This is a genomic window from Novilysobacter selenitireducens, assembly GCF_020026895.1.
In the GTDB taxonomy this organism is placed as follows: domain Bacteria; phylum Pseudomonadota; class Gammaproteobacteria; order Xanthomonadales; family Xanthomonadaceae; genus Lysobacter_C; species Lysobacter_C selenitireducens.
Map to the genome: position 1 here is coordinate 780,680 of NZ_JAINZW010000001.1, position 15,105 is coordinate 795,784.

Below are 15,105 nucleotides of genomic sequence, written 5' to 3' on the forward strand. Positions count from 1 at the left end.
CCGACCGGGAGCCCTGCATGAAAGTCGTCTACGACGCCGCCAACGTGATCGACGCCCACCTCGTGCGACATGCACTGGAAGCCGAGGACATTCCGGTGTTCCTGAAGGGCGAGGCCCTGGTCGGCGGCATGGGCGAGCTGCCGCTGTTCGGGGTGGTGCAGGTATGCGTGCCCGAGGCCGCCTGGCCACGGGCGCGGTCGGTGGTGGAGGCGCTGGGACTCGGCGAGACGTCGGCATTGGCCGAGACGGCGGCGGCGGACGGGCTGGACGACGGCGTTCCCGGCATCGCCTGAGTGCACGTGCACGGGCGTGTCATCGCCGGCTTGAAGGACCGGCCATCGCCGGCTTGAAGGACCGGCGACCGGGCCCGATATCGGTCTACCCCAATCCCGCAGGAGCGCCCCATGCTCGGCATCGGTGCCTACAAACAGCGCATGCCCGCCCGCGAAGACGCCCTGCCGGGGCGTGAAACCGCGCTGCCGCTGCACAACGCCCACCACGTGCACGGCCGCCCACTGAAGGGTTCATTCGCGGGGCTGGAACAGGTGCACTTCGCGATGGGCTGCTTCTGGGGCGCCGAGCGCCTGTTCTGGAAGAAGCCCGGCGTGGTGACGACTGCAGTCGGCTACGCCGGCGGCTACACCCCCAACCCGACCTACCGCGAGGTCTGCAGCGGCCAGACCGGCCACACCGAGGCGGTACTGGTGGTGTACGACCCGGCGGCCATGACGTTCGAGGCGATGCTGCAGGCGTTCTGGGAGGGCCACGACCCGACCCAGGGCATGCGACAGGGCAACGACGTCGGCAGCCAGTACCGGTCTGCGATCCATTGCACGACCGAGGCGCAGTACCGCGCCGCCCTGGCGTCGCATGACGCGTTCCAGGCACGGCTGACCGAAGCCGGCTTCGGACCGGTCACGACCGAGATCGTGTATCCGGCGCCGACGTTCTATTACGCCGAGGACGAGCACCAGCAGTACCTGTCCAAGCATCCCGGCGGCTACTGCGGGCTGGGGGGCACGGGCGTGGCCTGCCCGAGCGGGATCGACGCCGACTTCTAGCGCGTTTCCCCAGCTGCGCCCACGGCCTTGGGGGGCTGCAGCAAGGCGGCCGGCAATTGCCGGAACTCGGCCGCCAGCTGCCGCAGGAAGCCGTCCATCGCCGAACTCTTGCGCCAGAGCATCGCGATCTGCCGATGCGGGGCTTCACCCTCGAAGCGCAGCAGCCGCACGTCCGGCGAGGCCGGCACCGGCGGCTGCACGGCCAGCATCGGCAGCAGGGTGATGCCGACTCCCGCGGCGACCATCTGCCGCAGTGTCTCCAGGCTGGTGGCGCGGAAGCCGTCGCGCTCGTCCGCACCCGACAGCCGGCACACGTCCAGCGCCTGGTCGCGCAGGCAGTGGCCTTCTTCCAACAGCAGCAGGTGCTGGTCGTCGAGGTCGTCCACTTCGAGCGCCGCGCGTCCGGCCATCGCGTGGTCGTGCGGCACCGCCAGCAGGAACGGCTCGTCGAACAACGGCTCGACGTGCAACTGGTCGTCGTGGATCGGCAGGGCGAGGATGCCCGCGTCCAGCCGGCCATCGCGCAGGCGCGCCAGGATCTGGTCGGTCTTCTCCTCCACCAGCAGCAGCTCCAGCCGCGGGAAGCGCCGACGCAGGCTGGGGACGACATGCGGGAGCAGGTAGGGGCCGAGCGTGGGGAACAGGCCGAGCCGCACGGTGCCGGCTTCCGGGTCCTGGCTGCGGCGCGCGATCTCCGACATCTGCTCGACGTCGCTGATGATCTTGCGCGCGCGCTCGGCGATGTCGCGCCCCACCGGGGTCAGCATCACCCGGCGCGGCGCGCGCTCGACCAGCGACACGCCCAGCTCGTCCTCGAGCTTGCGGATCTGCGTCGACAGGGTGGGCTGGCTGACGAAGCAGGCGTTCGCCGCCCGGCCGAAATGCTTGTGGTCGGCCAGGGCGACGAGGTACTTCAGGTCGCGCAGGTTCATGTGGGCGCACCGATGGAGACGCGGGGCGAGTATCGCCGCGAAAGGAGCGATACGCCGCTGGTCGTCCCGGCCGCCATGCGGGTCGCCCGCCTTACGCGGCTTCGGCCAGCGCGGCCGGCATGCGGATCAGGTGGTCGAATGCACCCAGTGCCGCCGTGCTGCCCGCGCCCATCGCCACCACGATCTGCTTGTACGGCACCGTGGTGGCATCGCCGGCGGCAAGCACGCCCGGGACACTGGTCGCGCCGCGCTCGTCGATGACGATCTCGCCGCGCGGGGACAGCTCCACCGTGCCCTTGAGCCATTCGGTGTTGGGCAGCAGGCCGATCTGGACGAACACGCCTTCCAGTTCGATCGTGCGCGACTCGCCGCTGTTGCGGTCCTTGACCACCAGACCGTTCACCTTCTTGCCGTCGCCCAGCACTTCGGTCGTCTGGCCGCTGGTGATGATGTCGACGTTCTTCAGGCTGCGCAGCTTGCGCTGCAGGACCTCGTCGGCGCGGAGCTTGGCGTCGAACTCCACCAGCGTGACGTGCTGGACGATGCCGGCCAAGTCGATCGCGGCTTCGACGCCGGAGTTGCCGCCGCCGATCACCGCCACGCGCTTGCCCTTGTAGAGCGGGCCGTCGCAGTGCGGGCAGTACGCCACGCCGCGGTTGCGGTACTGCTCCTCGCCGGGCACGCCCATCTGGCGCCAGCGCGCGCCGGTCGAGAGGATGACCGACTTCGCCTTGAGCGACGCACCGCTTTCCAGCTGGACCTCGATCAGCCCGCCCGGCTCCTGCGCCGGCACCAGCTTGCTGGCGCGCTGCAGGTTCATCAGGTCGACTTCGTATTCGCGCACGTGCTGCTCCAGCGCGACGGCCAGCTTGGGACCTTCGGTGTAGGGCATGGAAATGAAGTTCTCGATGGCCATGGTGTCCAGCACCTGGCCGCCGAAACGCTCGGCGGCGATGCCGGTGCGAATGCCCTTGCGCGCGGCGTAGATGGCCGCGGCCGCGCCGGCCGGGCCGCCGCCCACGACCAGCACGTCGAACGGCGCCTTGGCCTTGATCTGCTCGGCCGAGCGCGCGGCGGCGCCGGTGTCGAGCTTCGCCAGGATCTGCTCCACCTCCATGCGGCCGTTGCCGAACAGCTCGCCATTGAGGAACACGGTCGGCACGGCCATGACCTCGCGGGCCTCGACCTCCTCCTGGAACAGCGCGCCGTCGATGGCGACGTGCGTGATGTTCGGGTTGATCGCGCTCATCGCGTTGAGCGCCTGGATGGTGTCCGGGCAGCTCTGGCAGGACAGCGACATGTAGGTCTCGAACCTGAAGGTGCCCTCCAGGTCGCGGATCTGGTCCTGCACGGCTGTGTCGATCTTCGGCGGGTGGCCGCCCACCTGCAGCAGTGCCAGCACCAGCGAGGTGAACTCGTGGCCCATGGGAATGCCGGCGAACCTGACATCGACGTCCGTGCCGGCACGCGCGATGGCGAACGACGGGCGGCGCGCGTCGTCGTCGCGGCGCTCGTAGGTCACCTTGTCCGACAGCGAGGCGATGTCCTGCAGCAGGGCTTCCAGCTCGCTGGATTTCTCGCCGTCGTCGAGCGAGGACACGAGCTCGATCGGCTGCTGGAGCTTCTCCAGGTAGGTCGAGAGTTGGGACTTCAGGTTGGCGTCGAGCATGGGGTGGGGCTCCACGAAGGCATGTAGGGGTGATGCGAAACGGTTTGGCGGCCACGAACCGGTGCGGCAGCAAACGCCGCCGGTCTAGAAGAGCGGGTGGCGAGCCGGTTGCTTGCACTAGCGGCCGGGCCCGTTGGGGAGGGAGCCCGGGGGAGTCAGGCCGGCCGGACCAGGCCGCTAGTGGAAGCAATCGGACGGAGTACCCGGGCGGCGGACCGCCCGGGCATCCGGATACGCGTGTGGGACTTAGATCTTGCCGACCAGGTCCAGCGACGGCGACAGGGTCTTCTCGCCTTCCTTCCACTTGGCCGGGCACACCTCGCCCGGGTGGTTGGCGACGTAACGCGCGGCCTTCAGCTTGCGCAGCGCTTCCTTCATGTCGCGGGCGATGGCGTTGTCGTGCACCTCGTAGGCCTTGATGACGCCCTCGGGGTTCACGATGAAGGTGCCGCGCAGGGCCAGGCCCTCTTCCTCGATGTGCACGCCGAACGCCTTGGTCAGCGCGTGGGTCGGGTCACCGACCAGCGGGAACTTCGCCTTGCCTACGGCCGGCGAGGTCTCGTGCCACACCTTGTGCGAGAAGTGGGTGTCGGTGGTGACGATGTAGACCTCGGCACCGGCCTTCTGGAACTCGTCGTAGTTGTCGGCCGCGTCCTCGACCTCGGTCGGGCAGTTGAACGTGAAGGCCGCCGGCATGAAGACGATGACGGACCACTCGCCCTTCAGCGTCTCGTCGCTGACCTCGACGAACTTGCCGTTGTGGAAGGCCTGGGCCTTGAAGGAGGGCACCTTGGTGTTGATCAAAGACATGCGCAAAAAACTCCTTTGCATATGGAGGGAGGGTGGAAAACGAGCGCCATGATAGTCAGCGCCAATCGATATATCAAATTGATGTATGCAATCATTAAGATAGTCAAAAACTATCGAAGGGCGTCATCCATCTTTGCCAGAAAGCCGTTGGCTCGCGGTGATCGCAGTGTTTGCAGCGCCTTCCCCACCGCTGTGCGGTCCATTCGGCGCTGAATGCGCGCCAACGGCTATGGCTCGTGCGGGAGTTCTTGGCCCCGAGTCGATGCTCGGGTCGATCCCCCGGCAGCCCGCGGCGGCCCGCGAAAACGCGGCTGGCGCCTATCAGCGGGTGCCGGGTGCCACGGCCGCACCCCGGTCTGGATCGCCGCCCCGTACGAATCCGAGGATCGCCGGCAGGACCGCGGGCGCACGCCTGGGGTCGTACAGCCCCAGCACCGGCGCGCTGTGGCCGGCATCGGGCAGCATCACCACCGACGCATCGCCGCCGGCCTCGCGCAGCCGCCGGGCCAGTTGGCGGCTGTCACGCGCCTCCACGACGCGGTCGTCCTCGCCATGGATCAACAGGAATGGCGGCTCATCGCCGGTCACATGGCGCACGGCCTGTGCCTGCGGCCACTGCGACGGCGGGCCGAACACGTCGCGATAGCGTCCGGTGATCTCGAAGTCGTACGGGCCGGCCAACCCGATGACCCCGGCCAGCTGGGAGGGCGACAGCCCGTGGGCGTCGAGATACACCGGGTCGGTGCCCAGCAGTGCGGCGATCTGCGCCCCGGCCGAGTGCCCGGCAACGAACAGCCGCCGGGCGTCGCCGCCGTAGGCACCCGCATGCATCGACGCCCACGCAACCGCGCGCGCGCCGTCGTCGACGAACGCCGGGAAGACCGCCTCCGGGAACGTGCGGTAATCGGCGACAATCGCCAGCACGCCATGGCGCGCCAACTGCCGGCCGACGAACTGGTACTGCCCGCGCTCCCCGCGTTGCCATCCGCCGCCGTAAAAGAACACCACGGTGGGCGCGGCACCTTCGCTGATGCCTTGCGGCCGGTAGATGTCCAGCTGCAGGCCGCGGTCGGGCGCGTACACGACGCTGGCTTCCGGTGGCGGCAGGCCGCGATTGGCATAGCGGAACAGCAGGCTCTCGCATCCGGTGGTCAGCAGCGTGCCGAGTGCGAGCGCCGGGATGGCGAGGGTGCGGGAAATCAACGTCATGCAGGAAACCGGCGCAGTGGTGCGCGCCGGCAGGCCGGCGGGCTGGACCGGAGGTACGACGCAATGGAACGGTTGGATGCGGCGGTGCGCAGGGCAAGGCAGTCGGTCATCGAGGCCGGTGGCGACGCGGGCGACGCCGATCACCTGATGGCGCACGTGGTGGGCCGGAACACCGCGTGGCTGTTCGCGCACGGCGACGAGATGCTCGACGGCGACACGCTGGCGCGCTTCGACGCGCTGGTCGCCCGCCGGGTCGCCGGTGAACCGGTCGCATACCTCACCGGCCGCCGCGGATTCTGGACGATGGACCTGGCGGTGTCGCCGGCAACGCTGGTGCCGAGGGCCGATACCGAGCGGCTGGTCGAGCTGGCGCTGGAGCGGCTGCCGTCCGCGGGCGATGTGCGTGTACTCGACCTGGGCACGGGCAGCGGTGCGATCGCGCTTGCCCTCGCGCTCGAGCGACCGGCCGCGCACGTGGTGGCGACCGACGCCAGCGAGCGTGCGCTCGAGGTAGCGCGTGGCAATGCGCAACGCCTGGCGCTGGACAATGTCGCGTTCCACGTCGGCCACTGGTTCGATGCCATCGACGCGGGTTCCACGTTCGACCTCATTGCCAGCAACCCGCCGTATATCGCCGATGACGACCCGCACCTGGGGCAGGGCGACCTTCGCCATGAGCCGCGCAGCGCGCTGGCGTCGGGGCGCGATGGCCTGGACGACATCCGCACGATCGTCGCCGGTGCCGGCCGGCACCTCGTGCCGGGTGGATGGCTGCTGCTGGAGCACGGCTGGACGCAGGGCGATGCCGTGCGCGAGCTGCTGGTCGCGGCCGGTTTCTCCGAGGTGGCGACGGAGCGCGACCTGGAAGGCCGTGACCGCGTGACGCTGGGCCGTCGGCCGGCGTAAGCACGCCGGGCGCCACCGCATCGCGCGATAGACTGCCCGCCACCCCGCACCCGAGGCCGCCATGCGCACCCTGTATCCCGAGATCCAGCCCTTCGACACCGGCACGCTGGAGGTCGACGACCGCCACACGCTCTATTACGAGCAGTGCGGCAACCCCGACGGCAAGCCGGTGGTGCTGTTGCACGGCGGGCCGGGCGGCGGGTGCAGCGACAAGATGCGGCGCTTCCATGACCCGGCCAAGTACCGGATCGTGCTGTTCGACCAGCGCGGCAGCGGGCGTTCGACCCCGCACGCGGACCTCGTCGACAACACCACGTGGGACCTGGTCGAGGACATCGAGCGCCTGCGTCGGCACCTGGACGTCGAACGCTGGCAGGTGTTCGGCGGCTCCTGGGGTTCGACGCTGGCGCTGGCCTACGCGCAGAAGCACCCCGACAAGGTGACCGAGCTGGTGCTGCGCGGCATCTTCATGCTGCGTCGCTGGGAGCTGGAGTGGTTCTACCAGGAGGGCGCCTCGCGCCTGTTCCCTGACGCCTGGGAGCACTACCTCAAGCCGATCCCGGAGGTCGAGCGCAAGGACCTGATCGGCGCCTACCACCGCCGCCTCACGTCCGAGGTCGAGTCCGAGCGGCTGGAGGCGGCGAAGGCCTGGAGCGTCTGGGAAGGCGCGACCAGCTTCCTGCACGTGGATGAGGATTTCGCCCACAGCCACGAAGACCCGCACTTCGCGCTGGCCTTCGCGCGCATCGAGAACCACTACTTCGTCAACGGCGGCTTCTTCGAGTGCGACGACCAGCTGCTGCGCGACGCCGGCCGCATCGCCGACATCCCCGGCGTGATCGTGCACGGCCGCTACGACGTGGTGTGCCCGGTCGCCAATGCCTGGGACCTGCACAAGGCGTGGCCGAAGGCGGACCTGGTGATCACGCCGGCATCGGGCCACTCGGCGTTCGAGGCCGAGAACGTCGACGCACTCGTGGAGGCGACGGACCGCTTCGCCTAGGCACCGGCGCCGCAGAACTGTAGGAGCGGCTTCAGCCGCGATCCCCGGTGCACGGATGCAGGAGCGACGCGACTCGCGACCACGTCATTTCCGGAGTCAACGAATCGCGACTCACGTCGCTCCTACAAGCGGTCCGCCTTTCGCGGGTCGCTTGCGGACGCGGCCATACGCAAAAATCGAGGGCGAGCCCTACACGGGCTCCGCGCGCGACCCGTCCGGGTTGTGCTCGATCATCCACAGCCCGGCCCACAGTTTGAGGTCGAGTTCGAAGCCCTCGGCCTGCTTGCGCATCAGCCAGGCGGGTGCCTCGGCGCGCGGCACCTCGTGCACGGTGATGTCCTCGCTGCCGACACCGCCACCTTCGCCGACGCGGGTCAGCCCGCGGGCGCGGACGAATGCGATCCGTTCGTTGCTCATGCCCGAGGAGGTGGGGCCGACCAGCAGCACGTCGACGTGCGCCGGGTGCCAGCCGGTTTCCTCTTCGAGTTCGCGCCGCGCCGCGTCGATCAACGTGTCGTGCGCGTGGTCGTCGCCGACCAGCCCGGCTGGCATCTCGATGGTGCGCGCGCCCAGGGGCACGCGGTACTGCTCGACGAACAGCACGGTGTCGGCCGGCGTCACCGCGATCACGATCACCGCCATGCCATTGCCGTGCGTGCGTTCGGCGTATTCCCACTGGCCTCGGCGCAGCATGCGCAGCCAGACGCCTTCGTAGAGGAGTTCGGGGGCGGTGTCGGTCGGGTCGTGGTCCATGCGGCGATGCTAGCGGCTTGCGATGACGCGTGGGGTCATGCGTTGGCGTTGGCGACGCCGGGCGGCGCGAAGTCCAGGCCCGCGGCCATGTACAGACGGCGGCGCGTCATCGGGCCGAAGCGGAGGTGGTCGCACAGGGCGCCCAGCGCGGCGGCATCGGCGTTGCCGCGGGCAAAGCGTGCATCCCCCTGCGGCAACGGCGCATCCAGCGCGATCGTCGCCAGTTGCCGGCACAGCAGCGCCTGCTCGCGATGCAGGCGCAGGCGCTCGGCGCAGGCCCTCGCGCCACGAAGGCGCAGGTAAGGAACTTCGTCGATGCGCTCGAGCAGGGCATCCAGTGTCTGGAAATGGGCCAGCAGCGCGGCGGCGGTCTTGGCGCCCACGCCCGGCACGCCCGGAATGTTGTCGATCGCATCGCCGGTGAGGGCGAGGTAGTCGGCGATCTGGTGCGCGTGCACACCGTGGCGCGCGTGCACGCCGTCCGCACCCCAGCGCTGGTTGCGTGCGAAATCCCATTGCTCGTCGCCGTCGGCCAGCAACTGCGACAGGTCCTTGTCGGCCGAGACGATTACCGCGCGCATCCCGTGGCGCCGCGCGGCGTGCGTCGCGGTGCCGATCAGGTCGTCGGCCTCGTACTCGGGATGCGCCAGCACCGCCAGGCCCAGCGAGGCCACCAGCGCCTTGCAGTGCGCGAACTGGCGCCTCAAAGCCTCGGGTGCGGGCTCGCGGTTGGCCTTGTAGGCGGGGTAGATGGCATTGCGGAAGCACGAATCCAGCGCTTCATCGAACGCCACCGCGACATGCTGGGGGCGGGCACGGTCCAGCAGCTCCATCAGGAAGCGCGCGAATCCCTGCACCGCGTTGCTCGGCCAGCCGTCGGCATCGGTGAACTCGTCGGGCATCGAGTGCCACGCGCGGAATACATAAAGACTGGCATCGACCAGGTAGAGCGTGGGTGCGCCGCTCACGCGCCCGTCCACGGCTGCAGCAGACCGCTCGCGTCAGGACGGTCGCGCTCGGGGGCTTCCAGTTTGGGGGTGCCTATGTGGATGAAGCCGGCGACATGTTCGTTCGCCTCCAGTCCGAGCCAGCCCAGCACCTCGCGGTCGTAGGCCGGCCAGCCGGTCAGCCAGCTCGCGCCGAAACCGCAGCCCTGTGCGGCCTGCAGAAGCGCGAAGCACACACAGCCGGCGGTCAGCAGTCGCTCGGACGCGGGGATCTTCTCGTCCGGGCCCAGCCTGGCCACGACGACGATCACCAGGGGCGCATGTGTGAAGCGGTGGCGGTCCTTCTCGATCGCCGAGGCGGCGGCGTTTGGGTCCCGCGCCAAGGCCAGGGCGGCCAGTCGCTCGCCCAGGTCGGTGCGGGCATCGCCCTCGATCGACAGGAAGCGGAACGGCACCCGCTTGCCGTGGTCGGGTACGCGCACGGCGGACTGAAGCATCCGCAGCAGGGTTTCGGGGTCGGGGCCGGGGTCAACCAGCTGCTTGGCAGGGACCGACCGGCGGGCATCCAGGGCGTGGAGCAGGAGGCTGTCGGGGCGGCCGGGGAGAGTTGCGTCGTGGAGTTTTGGCGACATCAGTCACATAATCGAAAACTTGCCTGCTGGCTGACCTATCTTGCCACTATGCTCCCGCGTGTGTCGTAGGCGACGCCCAGCGTCACCTGTCCGCGTCACACCAGTCCCCGGGGGGATTCACCCGTGTCGAACAGCCCGCTTGGCGTGGTCAACGCAACTCCGATGGAGCCGTTGCGCGTACTCGAGGAAATCAAGCGCCTCGCGGTCGAGCAGCTCGGCAGCCTGCCGGGGATGCTGTTCCGTGGCGTCGAGCAGACGCTCGACAATGCCGTGGCCAATGGCATGGCGGGGCCGGGGCATTTCGAGGACCTGGGCTCCCTGCGGATGCTGCGCCAGCAGAACGCCACGCTGTCGATGCGGTTCCGGCAGCAGCTTGCCCAGGGCTTCGACGATTTCCGTGGCCTGCGCGTGCGCCACCGCGGCGACCTGCCGCTGGGCCTGATCGAAGACGACCAGCTCGAGTTCCAGCTGCAGGGACAGCGCCTGGCCGAGGCCGTGCTGGCCCGTTACCAGCGTCCGCTGGAGATGCTGCGCGGCCGGCTCACCACGCTCAGCGCGGCCCTTGGGACGACGGGCGAGGTCAATCCGATCGGCCCGGAGCGCCTGGCCGCAGCCTTCGTGGAAACGTTCCGCGAGACCGAACCCACGCCGTCCGTGCGTTCGTTGATGTTCCGCCAGTACGAGCAGGACCTGGCGATGCTGCTGGGCGACTTCTACGGTCGCGTCAACACGCTGCTGGCGTCGGCCGGTTACGGGGTCGCCAGCCCCCAGGCGCAGCCGCGCGAGGCACCGCGCCCGTCGCAGCCGCAGGGGTTCGTCCACGATACCGTGGAGCCGCGCGAACGCCCGGCGACCACCGGTGCGCCGGACCCGGGCTGGTCGGGCTTCGACGCACCCACGGGCGCGCCGCAACCCGCAGCACCCGCTCCGGCACAGCCGGCCCAGCAGGCTGAACTGCGCGAACACGTCGCCCAGGAACTGGCCGACCTGCGCAGCCTGCTGCAGACCTGGCGGGAAGGACTCCAGCAGCAGGGCATCGGTCCGGCGCGTCCGGCGGCAAAGGCCCCCGCTGCGACAGCATCGACGGCCACCCGCGAAATGCGCATCGACGAGATGCTCAGCGTCGCCTCGATGATGCAGCACGAGCCACCGGATGCATTCGCCCGTGCGCTGGCCGGATCCGGCCGCCTCGCCGACACCATCCGCGATCACCTCACCGACGGCGCGCGGCGGATCGGGCTCAACCCCGACCAGACCCGCTTCAGCGCGCAGGAAGAGGACGCCATCGACCTGGTGGCACTGCTGTTCGATTCCCTGTTCCGCAGCCATTCGCTGCAGGACCGCGCCCGCCGGCTCTACGCGCGCCTCGTGCTGCCGTACGTCAAGGTGGCGCTGAGCGATGAAAGCGTCTTCGTTGCGCAGGACCACCCCGCGCGCAAGCTGTTGGACGCCATCACCGAGGCCTGCGAGGGCAACCAGGCCACGACGCCGCAGGACCGCGAGCTGCTCGACCGCGCCGCCGCCGCCTCGCAGCGCATCGTCGCCGAGTACAACGAGGACATGGCCGTGTTCGAGCTGGCGCATGCCGAGCTCGATGCGCTGCTGAGCCAGCAACGCCGCCGCGTCGACCTGCAGGAGCAGCGTGCGGTCAAGGCCACCATGGGCCGCGAGCGCCTGGGCTCGGCGCGCGCCGCCGCCGACAGCGCGGTTATCGACCGGCTGAAGGGTCAGCGGATGACGCGTGCCGTCGCCGACTTCCTGGCCGAGCCTTGGCGCCATCACGTCGTCCAGACCGTGCTTCGCGAAGGCGACGAGCCTGCGCGCCAGGCCGAAGCCTTCAACCTGGGCGACGCCCTTCTGGAAGCCGACCGCCTGGCCGCCGAGAACCGAGGCAAGGAGCTGGCCGACCACCTGCTGGCATTGGAGCCTGCGATCGTGCAGTGCCTGGCGAGTTCGGGACTGGACGACAGCGCCGCGCGGCATGCACTGGCCGGGCTGGTCCATGCCCTGGCGACGCCCGACCGCCCGCGCAATGTGCAAGCCCCGCCGCCCCGCGCGGGCGAGGCCGAGGACGAAGGCGCCGAGGAGCGTCGCGTGTGGCTGTCCGGCGCGACCGGAGCCGGTGAGCCCGACGGGACACTGGTCGAGCTGCTGCGCGGCCTGAAGGCGGGTGACTGGGTCCGGCTGACAGACACCCAGGGCGAAGTGGTGCCCGCGAAGGTCGCATGGATCAGCCCGCTGACTTCGCGCATGTTGCTGGTCAACCGGCGCGGCATGCGCGTGCTGGCCGCCTCGGTCGATGAGCTGGCCGTGCTGGCCACCGCAGGGCGCCTGGTACTGGGCACCGAGAGCACCGCGTTCGACGAGGCGATGCGGCAGGTCCGCCAGCGCCTGGACAAGGCCGTCGGCCAACACTGATCGGCCGCGGCCCGGTCGGGTCGCCCTTCAGGCCGCGTCTCAGGCGGTAGCGCCTCGAAGGGCCCTCGTCGCACGCGCCGCGCCCATTCGCTAGGATCTGGCGAGTCGCCCGTCCGGCGTCGGCGCACAAGGACATCGCATGACCGAGGCACCTCCTGCCCTGACCGTCGGCGTGACCGCCGAAACCGCGCCCGGCGAGCGTCGCGTCGCGATCACGCCCGAGACCTGCCGCAAGCTGGTCACCGCGGGCGCCCGGGTCGCGATCGAACGAGGGGCGGGCAGCCTGGCGGGGTTTGCCGACGAGGCGTTCGTAGAGGCCGGTGCTCACCTGCACGACAGCGCCGACACGGTGCTGGACGCGGCCGACGTGCTGCTGTGCGTCAGGCCACCGGTGCCGGAACGCCTCATGCGGATGCGCGAGGGTGCCGCCCTGGTCGGATTGATCGCCCCGGATGCCGACGCCGAACGGTCGGCGGCGATCCGCGCCCGGGGCCTGCACGTGTTTCCGCTCGAGCGACTGCCGCGCACCACTCGCGCGCAATCGATGGATGTGCTCAGTTCACAGGCGGGCATGGCCGGCTACAAGGCCACGCTGCTGGCCGCGCAGCTCGCCCCGCGCTTCTTTCCGATGCTGACCACGGCCGCAGGCACCATCCGGCCTTCGCGCGTGCTGGTCATCGGGGCCGGTGTGGCCGGCCTGCAGGCGATCGCGACGGCGCGCCGCCTGGGCGCGCAGGTCGAGGGGTTCGACGTGCGGCCGGAAACGCGCGAGCAGATCGAATCACTGGGCGCGCGTTTCCTCGACCTGGGCGTGTCGGCGTCAGGCGAGGGCGGCTACGCGCGCGCGCTGACCGACGAGGAGCGGGCGGAACAGCAGCGCCGGTTGGCTGCGCACCTGCGACAGGTCGACGTCGTGATTTCCACCGCCGCGGTGCCGGGGCGTCCCGCGCCACGCATCCTCGGGTCGGACATGGTCGCGGGCATGAAGCCCGGCAGCGTCATCGTCGACCTCGCGGCGGAGAGCGGCGGCAACTGCGAGTTGACCTCTCCGGGCGAAACCATCGAACACGGCGGCGTGACCATCGCCGGACCGGTGGACCTGGCCAGCCGCGGCGCCCTGCATGCGAGCGAGATGTACGCGCGCAACGTGTTGAACTTCGTGTCGCTGTTTATCCGCGACGGGCAACTGGCCTACGACTGGGACGACGAACTGCTGGCCCGGACCGTCTGGCCGGAGCGCGCGCCGACGGCCTGACCGTCAACGGTCCTGCCGGCCCTCCCGGGGCGGCGGATTGGCATCGACCCATTCACGTCGCTGCTCGGGCGTCATCGCGCGCCACTGGGCCTTGAGCGTCGCGCGCTGTTCCGGCGGAAGCGCGCGCATGCGTGCGAACAGGGCCCGCATCTGCTCGCGCTGCTCGGGGTCCATGTGGCGCCAGCGCTTCATCCCGGAGCGCGCCCTGCTGCGCTCTTCGGGCGTCATGTCCTGCCAGCGCTGCGCGTGCGCCAGCATCCGCGCACGCGCGTCGGGCTCGTTGTTCCAGCGATCGCGCAGCGGCGTGATGAGGCGTTCGCGCTGTTCCGGCGTCAGGCGCTCCCACGTGGGCAACGAAGACGTGTCGGACGGCGTGGTCGATGCTTCGGACTGCGCGGCAGCCGGCCCGGCCAGTGCAGCCAGGCCGATCAGGAGCGGCACCAGGTGCAGCTTGAAAGAGGGGAACGGCATGTCACGGCTCCGGGGTCGGGGGCAGGTCGTCGTTCGCGGCCAGCCACAGATACAGATCGGGGTTCTCGTCGAGCGCGCCGATCGCGGCGTCGAACTCGTCGGCATCCACCGCCGCCACCTGCTGCGTGAGTGCGGTCGCCGGCTCGTCCTCGAAGAAGCGCAGGCCCAGCGCCAACGCGGCGACGGTCGCGAACGCGCCGGCCCATCGCAGGGCCGGGTGGGGGCTACGGGCGTGCGACGCCGGGTCCAGCGCCGTGCGCCGTGCGGCCCGCAGGGCGCCTGCGGTCGACGGCGGCAGCGCCTGCAACGCCTGTGCGTACCGCTGCCGCATCGATTGGTCGAACGCCGTGTCGGTGTCGGGTGGGCTTGGGGGTCGGGTGTTCATTGCCAGGGTTCCAGGTGCCGTTGCAGCGCATCGCGTGCGCGCGAGAGGTGGGTTTTGACTGTGCCTTCGCTGCAGCCCATGACGCGCGCGGTCGTCGCGACGTCGAGTTCTTCCAGGATGCGCAGGCTGAAGGCTTCGCGCTGCCGGCGAGGCAGCAGGTCCAGCGCATCGGCCAGTTGCCGGTAAGCCTCCTTGCCCTCGTGGGTGCGCCCCGGCCCGGGCGCCGGGTCGTTCGCCCAGTCCATGGTGCCGCCACGGTCGTCGTCCGGCGGCGGGGCGAACCAGCGCAGGCGCATCGAACGCCGGCGCTGGATGTCGACGATGCGGCTGCGCAGGATGCTCCAGAACAGCGGCGTCCATTCCGCGGCGGGGCGGTCGGCGTAGGCCAGCATCTTCATCATCGCGTCCTGCACCGCGTCCAACGCGTCGTCGCGCTGGCGCAGGCCGATCTCGGCGAAACGGAATGCGCGCACCTCGACCCCCGCCAGGAACGCGTCCAGCGACAGCGCAGGCGCGGGCCCGGCCGTCTCGGCCTCCACGGACGCAGCCGCGGGCATGGGGTGGGAATCGTCATCGACTGACACGCGCTGCAGCATACCGGTCGCCTGTCAGTGCCGGCCCGGGCATGGGTGCACCACGGTGCAATCAGGTGGG

The 15,105-nt window shown here is 70.1% G+C and carries 16 protein-coding genes; 6 read left to right on the top strand and 10 right to left on the bottom strand.

Annotated elements, in window-relative coordinates; all coding sequences use genetic code 11:
• The first annotated feature begins 17 nt into the window (after positions 1 to 17).
• Both K6753_RS03500 and msrA read left to right on the top strand, forming a co-directional pair.
• The gene (locus tag K6753_RS03500) at positions 18 to 293 is read left to right on the top strand and encodes a putative signal transducing protein (protein ID WP_223674777.1); all 276 of its coding nucleotides are present in this window, start codon (positions 18 to 20) and stop codon (positions 291 to 293) included.
• 111 nt (positions 294 to 404) lie between these two features.
• Entirely contained in the window at positions 405 to 1,061 is a 657-nt protein-coding gene (msrA, locus tag K6753_RS03505) for a peptide-methionine (S)-S-oxide reductase MsrA (protein ID WP_223674778.1), read from the top strand.
• Here the strand turns inward: msrA and oxyR are convergent.
• The 4 genes from oxyR to K6753_RS03525 all read right to left on the bottom strand — a co-directional run bounded on the left by oxyR (position 1,058) and on the right by K6753_RS03525 (position 5,681).
• Entirely contained in the window at positions 1,058 to 1,993 is a 936-nt protein-coding gene (gene oxyR / locus K6753_RS03510; RefSeq protein WP_223674779.1) for a DNA-binding transcriptional regulator OxyR, read from the bottom strand. The genes msrA and oxyR overlap by 4 nt on opposite strands.
• A 91-nt stretch (positions 1,994 to 2,084) precedes the next feature.
• Positions 2,085 to 3,662, bottom strand: a complete 1,578-nt coding sequence (ahpF, locus tag K6753_RS03515; RefSeq protein WP_223674780.1) for an alkyl hydroperoxide reductase subunit F — start codon at positions 3,660 to 3,662, stop codon at positions 2,085 to 2,087.
• 246 nt (positions 3,663 to 3,908) lie between these two features.
• Positions 3,909 to 4,472, bottom strand: coding sequence for an alkyl hydroperoxide reductase subunit C (gene ahpC, locus K6753_RS03520; RefSeq protein WP_223674781.1), 564 nt, complete (start codon positions 4,470 to 4,472; stop codon positions 3,909 to 3,911).
• A gap of 321 nt (positions 4,473 to 4,793) precedes the next feature.
• Entirely contained in the window at positions 4,794 to 5,681 is an 888-nt protein-coding gene (locus K6753_RS03525) for an alpha/beta hydrolase (protein ID WP_223674782.1), read from the bottom strand.
• Positions 5,682 to 5,744: 63 nt separating this feature from the next.
• Between K6753_RS03525 and prmC the strand changes: the two genes are divergently transcribed.
• Positions 5,745 to 6,587, top strand: a complete 843-nt coding sequence (gene prmC, locus K6753_RS03530) for a peptide chain release factor N(5)-glutamine methyltransferase (RefSeq protein WP_223674783.1) — start codon at positions 5,745 to 5,747, stop codon at positions 6,585 to 6,587.
• A gap of 61 nt (positions 6,588 to 6,648) precedes the next feature.
• Positions 6,649 to 7,590: a prolyl aminopeptidase gene (pip, locus tag K6753_RS03535; RefSeq protein ID WP_223674784.1), complete on the top strand. Its 942-nt coding sequence runs from the start codon at positions 6,649 to 6,651 to the stop codon at positions 7,588 to 7,590.
• A 189-nt stretch (positions 7,591 to 7,779) separates the two neighbouring features.
• Here the strand turns inward: pip and K6753_RS03540 are convergent, their stop codons facing one another.
• From K6753_RS03540 to K6753_RS03550, 3 genes are read right to left on the bottom strand one after another with little or no spacing between them, the layout of a single operon-like run.
• A complete protein-coding gene (locus K6753_RS03540) occupies positions 7,780 to 8,343 on the bottom strand; it encodes an NUDIX hydrolase (protein ID WP_223674785.1) in 564 nt (187 codons plus the stop codon).
• A gap of 35 nt (positions 8,344 to 8,378) precedes the next feature.
• Complete coding sequence (locus K6753_RS03545; protein WP_223674786.1) at positions 8,379 to 9,311, bottom strand: 5'-3' exonuclease; 933 nt, start codon at positions 9,309 to 9,311, stop codon at positions 8,379 to 8,381.
• Positions 9,308 to 9,922, bottom strand: a complete 615-nt coding sequence (locus K6753_RS03550; protein WP_223674787.1) for a nitroreductase family protein — start codon at positions 9,920 to 9,922, stop codon at positions 9,308 to 9,310. The genes K6753_RS03545 and K6753_RS03550 overlap by 4 nt, the downstream gene beginning before the upstream one ends.
• A 123-nt stretch (positions 9,923 to 10,045) precedes the next feature.
• On the opposite strand from K6753_RS03550, the gene K6753_RS03555 reads away from it, so the two are divergent.
• Complete coding sequence (locus K6753_RS03555) at positions 10,046 to 12,340, top strand: DUF1631 family protein (protein ID WP_223674788.1); 2,295 nt, start codon at positions 10,046 to 10,048, stop codon at positions 12,338 to 12,340.
• 139 nt (positions 12,341 to 12,479) lie between these two features.
• Positions 12,480 to 13,595 (top strand): NAD(P) transhydrogenase subunit alpha, encoded by a 1,116-nt coding sequence (locus K6753_RS03560; RefSeq protein ID WP_223674789.1) that lies wholly within the window; start codon positions 12,480 to 12,482, stop codon positions 13,593 to 13,595.
• Positions 13,596 to 13,598: 3 nt separating this feature from the next.
• Here K6753_RS03560 and K6753_RS03565 read toward each other — a convergent pair whose 3' ends face one another.
• The 3 genes from K6753_RS03565 to K6753_RS03575 are packed head-to-tail and all read right to left on the bottom strand — an operon-like array spanning position 13,599 to position 15,008.
• On the bottom strand, positions 13,599 to 14,066 hold the full coding sequence (locus tag K6753_RS03565) for a DUF3106 domain-containing protein (protein WP_223674790.1): 468 nt from the start codon (positions 14,064 to 14,066) through the stop codon (positions 13,599 to 13,601).
• A gap of 1 nt (position 14,067) precedes the next feature.
• Entirely contained in the window at positions 14,068 to 14,451 is a 384-nt protein-coding gene (locus tag K6753_RS03570; protein WP_223674791.1) for a hypothetical protein, read from the bottom strand.
• On the bottom strand, positions 14,448 to 15,008 hold the full coding sequence (locus tag K6753_RS03575; RefSeq protein WP_223674792.1) for an RNA polymerase sigma factor: 561 nt from the start codon (positions 15,006 to 15,008) through the stop codon (positions 14,448 to 14,450). The genes K6753_RS03570 and K6753_RS03575 overlap by 4 nt, the downstream gene beginning before the upstream one ends.
• Positions 15,009 to 15,105: the final 97 nt, after the last annotated feature.

Excerpts from the sequence above, each read along its gene's own strand:
- ahpF (WP_223674780.1), bottom strand. The coding sequence starts at position 3,662 with ATGCTCGACGCCAACCTGAAGTCCCAACTCTCGACCTACCTGGAGAAG.
- K6753_RS03525 (WP_223674782.1), bottom strand. The coding sequence starts at position 5,681 with ATGACGTTGATTTCCCGCACCCTCGCCATCCCGGCGCTCGCACTCGGC.
- oxyR (WP_223674779.1), bottom strand. The coding sequence starts at position 1,993 with ATGAACCTGCGCGACCTGAAGTACCTCGTCGCCCTGGCCGACCACAAG.
- K6753_RS03550 (WP_223674787.1), bottom strand. The coding sequence starts at position 9,922 with ATGTCGCCAAAACTCCACGACGCAACTCTCCCCGGCCGCCCCGACAGC.
- K6753_RS03565 (WP_223674790.1), bottom strand. The coding sequence starts at position 14,066 with ATGCCGTTCCCCTCTTTCAAGCTGCACCTGGTGCCGCTCCTGATCGGC.
- K6753_RS03540 (WP_223674785.1), bottom strand. The coding sequence starts at position 8,343 with ATGGACCACGACCCGACCGACACCGCCCCCGAACTCCTCTACGAAGGC.
- prmC (WP_223674783.1), top strand. The coding sequence starts at position 5,745 with ATGGAACGGTTGGATGCGGCGGTGCGCAGGGCAAGGCAGTCGGTCATC.
- K6753_RS03560 (WP_223674789.1), top strand. The coding sequence starts at position 12,480 with ATGACCGAGGCACCTCCTGCCCTGACCGTCGGCGTGACCGCCGAAACC.
- msrA (WP_223674778.1), top strand. The coding sequence starts at position 405 with ATGCTCGGCATCGGTGCCTACAAACAGCGCATGCCCGCCCGCGAAGAC.
- ahpC (WP_223674781.1), bottom strand. The coding sequence starts at position 4,472 with ATGTCTTTGATCAACACCAAGGTGCCCTCCTTCAAGGCCCAGGCCTTC.
- K6753_RS03570 (WP_223674791.1), bottom strand. The coding sequence starts at position 14,451 with ATGAACACCCGACCCCCAAGCCCACCCGACACCGACACGGCGTTCGAC.
- pip (WP_223674784.1), top strand. The coding sequence starts at position 6,649 with ATGCGCACCCTGTATCCCGAGATCCAGCCCTTCGACACCGGCACGCTG.
- K6753_RS03500 (WP_223674777.1), top strand. The coding sequence starts at position 18 with ATGAAAGTCGTCTACGACGCCGCCAACGTGATCGACGCCCACCTCGTG.
- K6753_RS03575 (WP_223674792.1), bottom strand. The coding sequence starts at position 15,008 with ATGCCCGCGGCTGCGTCCGTGGAGGCCGAGACGGCCGGGCCCGCGCCT.